This window comes from Pseudomonas sp. 50_B (assembly GCF_017491625.1).
Classification (GTDB): domain Bacteria; phylum Pseudomonadota; class Gammaproteobacteria; order Pseudomonadales; family Pseudomonadaceae; genus Aquipseudomonas; species Aquipseudomonas danubii.
Window position 1 is genome coordinate 1 of record NZ_JAFGYX010000173.1, and the last position, 437, is coordinate 437.

Genomic DNA, 437 nt, shown 5'->3' on the forward strand with positions numbered 1-437 from the left:
TCGCCGGCGATGCGCAGATCGAGCGCGACATCGAACGTCAGACGCAGCAGTACAAATTCGGCAATCCGCTGTGGCAGCAGATGTACATCCAGTACTTCAAGTACTACTGGCAATACCCTTATCACAAGGGCGGGGAGCCGCGTTACCGCTCATGGCAAGCCGCCGACGCCGGCAACGGCGACTTGCGCTACGGCGTGATCGAATGGAAGCTGCCGGCGCGGGCGCGCGTGGCGATCGTCGGCGCCATCGGCACCGGCACCGACGTCGCGGCGGCCGTCCTCGTCGCCGCGCTGAAGTTCGCGCCCGACGCGATCCTGCATCTCGGCGACGTCTATTTCTCCGGCACGCGCTTCGAAACGGATCATCGGCTGATCGGCCTCGTGCGCGAGGTGCTGCGCGGCAACGGGCGGCGCGTGCCGTTCTTCACGGTGCCCGGC

The 437-nt window shown here is 66.6% G+C and carries 1 protein-coding gene; it reads left to right on the forward strand.

Features of this window, described 5'->3' with window-relative positions:
* The coding region (locus J5M73_RS31460; protein ID WP_207816986.1) for a hypothetical protein at positions 1–437 on the forward strand (437 nt) is incomplete at both ends.